This window comes from Lacticaseibacillus manihotivorans DSM 13343 = JCM 12514 (assembly GCF_001435035.1).
GTDB lineage: Bacteria > Bacillota > Bacilli > Lactobacillales > Lactobacillaceae > Lacticaseibacillus > Lacticaseibacillus manihotivorans.
The window spans coordinates 20619-27534 of the sequence record NZ_AZEU01000125.1 but is presented as its reverse complement, the minus strand read 5'-3'; the positions used below and the strand labels follow the sequence as shown (position 1 = coordinate 27534).

The following is a 6916-nucleotide window of genomic DNA, read 5'->3' as shown; positions in this document are numbered from 1 at the left end:
TTTTATTTTGTCTGAGTGCTAACGATAGTGGCTAACTTGATTGTAAAACGCGGGTTGAAATGAAATTGGGGCTTTGCTTGTGAATGATTGTCCTGTAGAATTCATATTGGAGTTGATCTTCTGTATTTTGTGAGTTGTGGTGACTACAAGTATACAGGGGCAACTCTGTTTTTGTATCGTCAATCGCCGGATTTTCGTGCATAAAAATAGCGTCAAATAATTTCGGTAGTCCGGCAGATCGGGGCTGGAATTATTTGACGCTTATTTGAGTAATCGGAACGGTATAAACTGCGCGATGACAGCATTGGGACTTTAGTGGCGTTCATCGCCAATAGTTTCCCCATGTTGCTTTCAGGACGTTTGATCCAAGCGTTAGGTGTCGGGATCACGATGCCACTGCTGCAAAACATCATGCTGAACTTATTCCCGCCGGAAAAGCGGGGCACTGCCATGGGCTTGACGGGTTTAGCCGTTGGGGTGGCACCTGCAATCGGCCCAACGTTATCTGGTTGGGTGATCGATAACTCCGGTTGGCGGACTTTGTTTGGGATGTTGCTACCAGTTGTGGTCATCGTGTTGATCCTGTCATTGTTCTTTGTTAAAGATGTGCTGCCAACTTCCAATCCAAAACTCGACATTTTGTCCTTGATTGAATCAAGCTTCGGGTTTGGGGCCTTGCTCTACGGCTTTTCTGAAGTGTCCAGCCGCGGCTGGGGCGATGCGATCGTGCTTGGTAGTATCGCCTTTGGGTTAGTCGTCATTGTGTTGTTTGTGTTACGGCAACTCAAACTCGACGATCCGTTCATTCAAGTCAAAGTCTTCTCCAGCAAAATTTTCACCATTTCCACGATTTTAAGTTCGATCGCCAACATGGCCATGGTCGGCGTGGAAATGATCTTACCGTTATACTTACAGATCTTACATGGTAAATCCGCGCTTGAATCAGGCCTCACCTTGTTGCCTGGGGCGTTGATGATGGGGGTCATGAGTCCGATCACTGGGATCGTGTTTGACCGCATCGGGGCCAAGCGTTTAGCGCAACTGGGCTTCTTCTTGTTAGCCGCTGCGACTTTACCTTTTGCCTTCATCACGGCAGATACGCCAAGCTTGTTCATCACGTTGATTTATGCGGTGCGGATGTTTGGGGTCGCGATGGTCATGATGCCATTGACCACTAACGGGATGAATGCTTTGCCGATGGACTTGATCCGCCACGGCACTGCAGTGAACAACACGGTACGGCAAATCGCCAGCTCCATGACCACGGCGATTTTGGTTTCCGTTTTGTCCAACGTGACCGACAATGCTTCACCAGTGAAGCACATGTTGACGACTGATCCGTTGAAATACAAGCATTTGTATTTCAACGCAACCTTGAGTGGTTACCATGCCGCTTTCTGGTTTGCCATCGGCTTTTCGATTTTAGGTTGGGCGTTGACGTTCTTCCTCAATAAAAAAGCGGTCGCCAGCCGCGATGTGACTGCAAAGGAGGTGTGCGAATGATTATTGCGACATTAATTCTCGGCGTGATCGGCTTATATTTAAGCTTTATCATGATGAAAAATGGTGTTTGGCGGGTGATCCTCAGTGCGATTTTTGGGGTGATCATGATCGGATCATTGTATCTGGTCAACGCCAATGACCGGTCTCATTTCGGCATGGAAAAAGTTACCACTACCAAAACTGTGACGATTACTTCTGCTAGCCCGTCAAAAGCCCTGCCGATGTTATTACATCAAGACGTTGGGACTTCCGGTAAGCGACAAGTGTATATTTACAAAGTGGCAGGCAAAACCACGCATACCAAAGCCGACTACTTGATTTCAAATCGCGTGGTCACTGGCGACAAAGCCACAGTCAAGTCGGTTAAAACCGCTTGGGTGTACAAGAATGATTTCTACAAATCCTTCTTCGCCAACCAAAACAATCACAAGCTGATCAAGCAAGTCAATACCATCACCATTCCAAAGACTTGGACCAGCTTGTCGACACAACAAGCCAAAGCATTAGCCAAGCGCTTGAAAGCTGCTCAAAATCCAACTGCAGCCCAAAAAGCTAAAATGACTGCCGCGATTCAACAAGCTGTCATTCAAGCCAAGATGAAAAATCCTGCTATGACTGCAACACAACAAAAACAAGTGATCACCCAAGCCAAAGCCAAGCTTCAACAAGCTGCGATCCAACAAGCCATCAAAGCCGTTAAAGCAGAATAGTTGCCATGTCGAGCTTTTCGAAACAACGCCGACACAGCTAGCGACGTTCAAGCACTCAGACCAAAAGACATTCCGAGTACTTGAACTAGGCTACCTGGTCAGCTAAAGGCGTTTCGAAAAGCTCTGGCACAAAAAACGTGATCGATCACTCGGTCACGTTTTTTGCTGGTTGCGGATTAGCGGTGATGATTTTTGCTGGTACTTTTTTGCGGCGGTTACGGGCCAAGATGTGCCACTGCGGACGTCCAATCAATAATCCAAATGGTGGGACTTTGTAGCAGAACCAGGCAATGCCCACCGCCATGGCTAAGACTGCCACATAGCCGATTGGGATCAAAATCACGCAAGCCCAATCGGGTAAGGTCATCAAGCTCAACGCGCCACGTAAGATACTTAACGCTAAGGTTTGATCGAGATATACCCCAAACGAAACGATCGCAGCGTTGTGAATGGCGGTTGCAAACCAAGTCGGCATACCATTTGCACGCCAAGCGGCAAATTTTTGGCCGAGGCCAAAGACTGTCAAAATCACGATCGTGTCATAAACTAACATGTAAGGTTGATGTGGCGAAACGGCGTGGGTGTGATCTAACCCTAACACCGCACGATTCCAGAAATAATAAGGGATCGTGCTAATGCCAAGCGTCACTGAAGCAATGGTCAACCCGCGCAAATGTGCGGTGACCAAATGCGTGACTTGTTGGTAGTGGATGCTGGTGTAGGCCCCAAGCATGAAATAAAACTGATAGGTGAAAATATTGACCCCGTAAGCGCGGCACCACCACAGCCACTGACTGCGATCCACACCAGGCATGATGTATTTGATCCAAGTGACAATACTTAACTGTAACAAGAAGCTGATGCCAAGCAGCCACTCGTGATGTTTGACATGCTTGAATAACCACACGATCAGCGGAAAGGCTAAGTACAGTTGCAAGGTGATCAGAATATAATACATGTACCATGCGTTGCCATGTAAGATCATATCCGCATAATCTGACCAAAATGTGGCCCAGTGATAACTCGGCGCCCCGATCAAAACCGCGAGGCCTAAATATAAACCATTCCATAATAGGTAAGGCCACCCAGAACCGGCGAAACGTTTTTGAAAGAAGCGGCCCCATTGATGGCGGTGGTAGTAATTTAAGGTCAACACCAAGCCGGTCATGAACATAAAGCCCATGCGTGTGAAATGGATCAACAAGTGCGATCCGAGTAATGCAGTGCGAGCCGCGCCACCACTGCTCATTTGTTGAATAAACGCGGTGGTGGTGTGATTGAGCAACACGCCGAAAATGAAGAAGACGCGCATCATGTCCACTTCATGAAGATATTTTTTGGCCAAGGTGACGGCCTCCTTTTAACCTGATGTGTTTAGGTTAAAGGAGAGGTTGGGCGAAACTATGGTGAAATTAAGGTGACAAATGCGTGATAAAAATCGCGGTTCTTCTCAGAAAATTCACGATTGGCGCGTAAGCTGTGCTTAAACACAACGGGGGGACTTACATATGTTAGCTTTTGACCAATTACGCGACCCAGCCCAAATCAAAATCGCCAACATGGGTAAAACCATGATGCTCGATAAAGGCTTAGGGTTAAATGCCGTGGATGATTTGATCGCCACAGCAGGCGACTATATCAGTTTTGCCAAATTTGGCTGGGGAACGGCTGCCACCATGAGCCGGGAGTTGATCCAAGCCAAAACCGCCAAGTATCGCGAAGCCGGGATCATGCCTTATCCCGGTGGGACGTTATTGGAAGTCGCTTTGCAACATGACAAATTAACGGAATTTTTGACCGAAGCTAAAGACCTTGGCTTCACCGGGATCGAAGTTTCAGACGGGAGTACCACGGTGGATGCCCATACTCGCGCCGAAGCCATTAAAGCCGCTCGCGATGCCGGCTTTAAGGTGTTATCTGAAGTCGGCAAAAAAGACCCCACCCTGGATCACGAGTTGACCGTTGAACAACGCATTGCCTCGATCAATGCCGATTTGCGCAATGGCGCGGATTATGTGATCTTGGAGGCCCGAGAAGCTGGCAAAAACATCGGCATCTACGACAAAGATGGCAATATCGTTCAATCTGAACTCGATGCTTTGGCGGCTAACGGCATTACTCAGGTGATTTTTGAAGCGCCATTGAAGCCGCAACAAGTGGCTTTGATCTTACAATTCGGCAGTCATGTCAATCTTGGCAACATCGCCCATGATGAGGTCACGGCCTTAGAAACCTTACGTCGCGGCTTGCGTGGTGACACCGTGGGGAAAGTCTAATGCGCAGATTATTTATTGTGCGTCACGGCAAAACCGCTTGGAATCTGGAAAAACGTCTGCAAGGGGCGGGTGCTGACAGTCCGTTGTTGACGGATGATTTAACGCCTTATCGACAACTCGCCCATTACTTAGATCAATATGAATTTGCCCAAGCCTTTACCAGTCCGTTAGCACGGGCTTATGACACCGCTGAATTAACGTTGAAGTATTTTACACGTCATCAAGCGCCTGAATTACAAACGGTCAACGACTTGCGGGAGTTGTCTTTTGGTCAATGGGAAGGCCGCAGTCGCGCAGAATTGATCAAGACAGCGCCTGAGTTATTTGCCTTGATGTCCAAGCGTCAAGATGATCCGCGGTTGATCAACTTAGGGATGGAAAACTTCCATGAGGCTCGGCGGCGCTTTGCCGGAGCGCTTGCTGGCATCGCGGCGAGTCTCGGGGATGATGACAATGCGTTGATTTTTGCCCATGGTGGCATCAGTCAAATCGGCATTCAAGAAGCGACAGGCAACCTCAAACTTTTAGGGCTGAAGAATTTGTCCACGTCGATTCTTGCAGTGACGCGAGATGGCTTAGCGGTTGATGCCTATAATCAAACTGCGTATTTATCACAGGTTGATTTAAATGAAGGCAACGTTTCGATTCTGTAAGCAATTGAGCCAACAAACAAACGCCTCAAGCTGATTTCAGCTTGAGGCGTTTGTTCGTGATCTGAGTTAATTCTTTTGATCGAGTTTGGCTTGTTTGGCTTGATCAGCGAGTCCATATGGGAGTAAGAAGCGGGTTTTCTTTTCCGTGCGCTTGAAATGCCAAGTGGTGTTGCCAAGCTTTAAGTCTAAGGTTTTGCCAGCGTTGGTGTAGCTACCAGACGAGTGGCTGTCACCGGTTTTATTGTAGGAATACTTCGTGGTGTTGATGCCAGCTTCAGCGTCTGAGGCGTCATCGAAGGTTTCTGCCAGCATTTCACCAGTGGTGGTCAGCTTGGTTTTATTGCCTGAGGTTTTGCGGGTGATGGTTTCATAACGGCGATAGTAAGGCGCTTGGGCCAAAGTGGCCGTCGATAAGACGCCGGATTTGTTGTCGTTAGTGAGATAAAGGGTCATTTCCACAGCCTTGGTGGTTTTGTGGGTTTTGCCGTTGGTGGTGTAAGTTTGCGCTTTATAAATGCTGCCGATTGCACTGGTGTCTTGGCGCTTGCCGCATCCGGCTAAAGCGAATAAGACCAAAAAGCCGGTTAGTGCGGCGAATAATTTGCGTTTCATGAAAGGGCCTCCGAATTCGATATGCTTTATTCTAACATATAACGCTTGCACGCATGAAAAAGATGCGACTGAAGACCGAGGCCGTCATATACTCTGCAATGTATAGTATACCCATGGACAGTCAATTGAAAAAAGGCCTGATCGAATATGGGGTGCTTGCCAGTTTGGCCGCTGGTGATTCTTATGGCTATCAGCTACTGAAAAATTGTCCGCCGGATCTGGGGTTGACCCAATCGACGTTGTATCCCTTGCTCAAGCGTTTGGAGTTAGACGGGCGGGTGAAAACCTACGCGCAATTACATAATGGGCGCACGCGTAATTACTATCATCTCACCGCACTAGGCCGTCAAAGTATCGCAGAGTTTGTCGATCAATGGGCGTCGGTGCAAGCAGTGGCTGATTTTATCAAAAGGAGTTTGGAAAATGACACGCAATGATTTTTTAGCGCATTTGCGCACCGGGTTAAAAGGGCATGTCGCACCAAGTGAAGTGAATCGCTTGTGTGCCTATTATGATGAAATGATCTTAGATTTAATGGAGTCTGGCAAGTCTGAGGCTGAAGCCGTCGATGCCATGGGCTCACCGAATGAATTGGTGTATGCAGCGACTCAAAGTGTCCCAGTTGCGCCCAAACGTCACCATCACTGGTTATTGTGGACCTTAGTGATTTTAGGCTCGCCGCTTTGGGGTAGTTTCGCCTTAGCAGCTGGCGCGATGGGTGTTTGTTTTGAAATCATGCTATGGTGTGTGCCGTTGATCGGCGGCTGTTTATCTGCTGGCTTGTTGATCGGTGGCGGCATGGCCGTCTTGATGAGCGTGCCAGCGTTTATCGCCGTCCCGTTTTATGGCATCACCCAACTTGGCGTCGGCTTAGCCTGCATCGGTGGTGGGATCATTGCCGGGTGGCTGACGTTTGCCGTGATCAAATATTGTGCGTTGGCACATGGTTGGGCGTTTCGTGGTTTAGCGTCGCAGTTTAATAAGACGAAGGGGGCGTTGGCATGAACAAATTCAAGGTATTACGCGTAGGCGCCATTTTATTTGTTGCGGGTATTGCCATTGCCATGGTCGGCTTCTTATTTTCCGGGGCGAACCCTCATGCCTATGTGCCTTACACGCATCGCTGGTATTCAGTGATCCATTTAGGGGACTAACCTCTAAA

The 6916-nt window shown here is 48.3% G+C and carries 8 protein-coding genes and 1 pseudogene; 7 read left to right on the top strand and 2 right to left on the bottom strand.

Annotation, left to right across the window (positions count from 1 at the left end; translation table 11 throughout):
* Positions 1–303: 303 nt before the first annotated feature.
* Both FD01_RS06775 and FD01_RS06770 read left to right on the top strand, forming a co-directional pair.
* Positions 304–1503: pseudogene (locus FD01_RS06775) on the top strand (DHA2 family efflux MFS transporter permease subunit); the annotation flags it as partial.
* Complete coding sequence (locus FD01_RS06770) at positions 1500–2213, top strand: DUF4811 domain-containing protein (RefSeq protein WP_056963381.1); 714 nt, start codon at positions 1500–1502, stop codon at positions 2211–2213. The pseudogene FD01_RS06775 and the gene FD01_RS06770, both read left to right, overlap by 4 nt.
* Positions 2214–2358: 145 nt before the next feature.
* On the opposite strand, the gene FD01_RS06765 is transcribed toward FD01_RS06770, so the two are convergent.
* Complete coding sequence (locus tag FD01_RS06765; RefSeq protein ID WP_056963379.1) at positions 2359–3558, bottom strand: acyltransferase; 1200 nt, start codon at positions 3556–3558, stop codon at positions 2359–2361.
* 163 nt (positions 3559–3721) lie between these two features.
* Between FD01_RS06765 and comA the strand changes: the two genes are divergently transcribed.
* Both comA and FD01_RS06755 read left to right on the top strand, forming a co-directional pair.
* A complete protein-coding gene (comA, locus tag FD01_RS06760) occupies positions 3722–4489 on the top strand; it encodes a phosphosulfolactate synthase (protein ID WP_056963378.1) in 768 nt (255 codons plus the stop codon).
* Entirely contained in the window at positions 4489–5142 is a 654-nt protein-coding gene (locus FD01_RS06755; RefSeq protein ID WP_054716037.1) for a histidine phosphatase family protein, read from the top strand. The genes comA and FD01_RS06755 overlap by 1 nt, the downstream gene beginning before the upstream one ends.
* Before the next feature lie 66 nt (positions 5143–5208).
* On the opposite strand, the gene FD01_RS06750 is transcribed toward FD01_RS06755, so the two are convergent.
* On the bottom strand, positions 5209–5754 hold the full coding sequence (locus tag FD01_RS06750) for a hypothetical protein (protein WP_054716040.1): 546 nt from the start codon (positions 5752–5754) through the stop codon (positions 5209–5211).
* A 113-nt stretch (positions 5755–5867) separates the two neighbouring features.
* Between FD01_RS06750 and FD01_RS06745 the strand changes: the two genes are divergently transcribed.
* From FD01_RS06745 to FD01_RS16055, 3 genes are read left to right on the top strand one after another with little or no spacing between them, the layout of a single operon-like run.
* Entirely contained in the window at positions 5868–6191 is a 324-nt protein-coding gene (locus FD01_RS06745) for a PadR family transcriptional regulator (protein ID WP_056963376.1), read from the top strand.
* Positions 6178–6759, top strand: a complete 582-nt coding sequence (locus tag FD01_RS06740; RefSeq protein WP_056963374.1) for a DUF1700 domain-containing protein — start codon at positions 6178–6180, stop codon at positions 6757–6759. Before FD01_RS06745 ends, FD01_RS06740 begins: the two co-directional genes overlap by 14 nt.
* On the top strand, positions 6756–6908 hold the full coding sequence (locus tag FD01_RS16055; protein WP_156647282.1) for a hypothetical protein: 153 nt from the start codon (positions 6756–6758) through the stop codon (positions 6906–6908). Before FD01_RS06740 ends, FD01_RS16055 begins: the two co-directional genes overlap by 4 nt.
* Positions 6909–6916: the final 8 nt, after the last annotated feature.

What these genes read in the sequence shown, in the direction of transcription:
- FD01_RS06755 (WP_054716037.1), top strand. Translation starts at nt 4,489, where the DNA reads ATGCGCAGATTATTTATTGTGCGTCACGGCAAAACCGCTTGGAATCTG.
- FD01_RS16055 (WP_156647282.1), top strand. Translation starts at nt 6,756, where the DNA reads ATGAACAAATTCAAGGTATTACGCGTAGGCGCCATTTTATTTGTTGCG.
- comA (WP_056963378.1), top strand. Translation starts at nt 3,722, where the DNA reads ATGTTAGCTTTTGACCAATTACGCGACCCAGCCCAAATCAAAATCGCC.
- FD01_RS06770 (WP_056963381.1), top strand. Translation starts at nt 1,500, where the DNA reads ATGATTATTGCGACATTAATTCTCGGCGTGATCGGCTTATATTTAAGC.
- FD01_RS06745 (WP_056963376.1), top strand. Translation starts at nt 5,868, where the DNA reads ATGGACAGTCAATTGAAAAAAGGCCTGATCGAATATGGGGTGCTTGCC.
- FD01_RS06740 (WP_056963374.1), top strand. Translation starts at nt 6,178, where the DNA reads ATGACACGCAATGATTTTTTAGCGCATTTGCGCACCGGGTTAAAAGGG.
- FD01_RS06750 (WP_054716040.1), bottom strand. Translation starts at nt 5,754, where the DNA reads ATGAAACGCAAATTATTCGCCGCACTAACCGGCTTTTTGGTCTTATTC.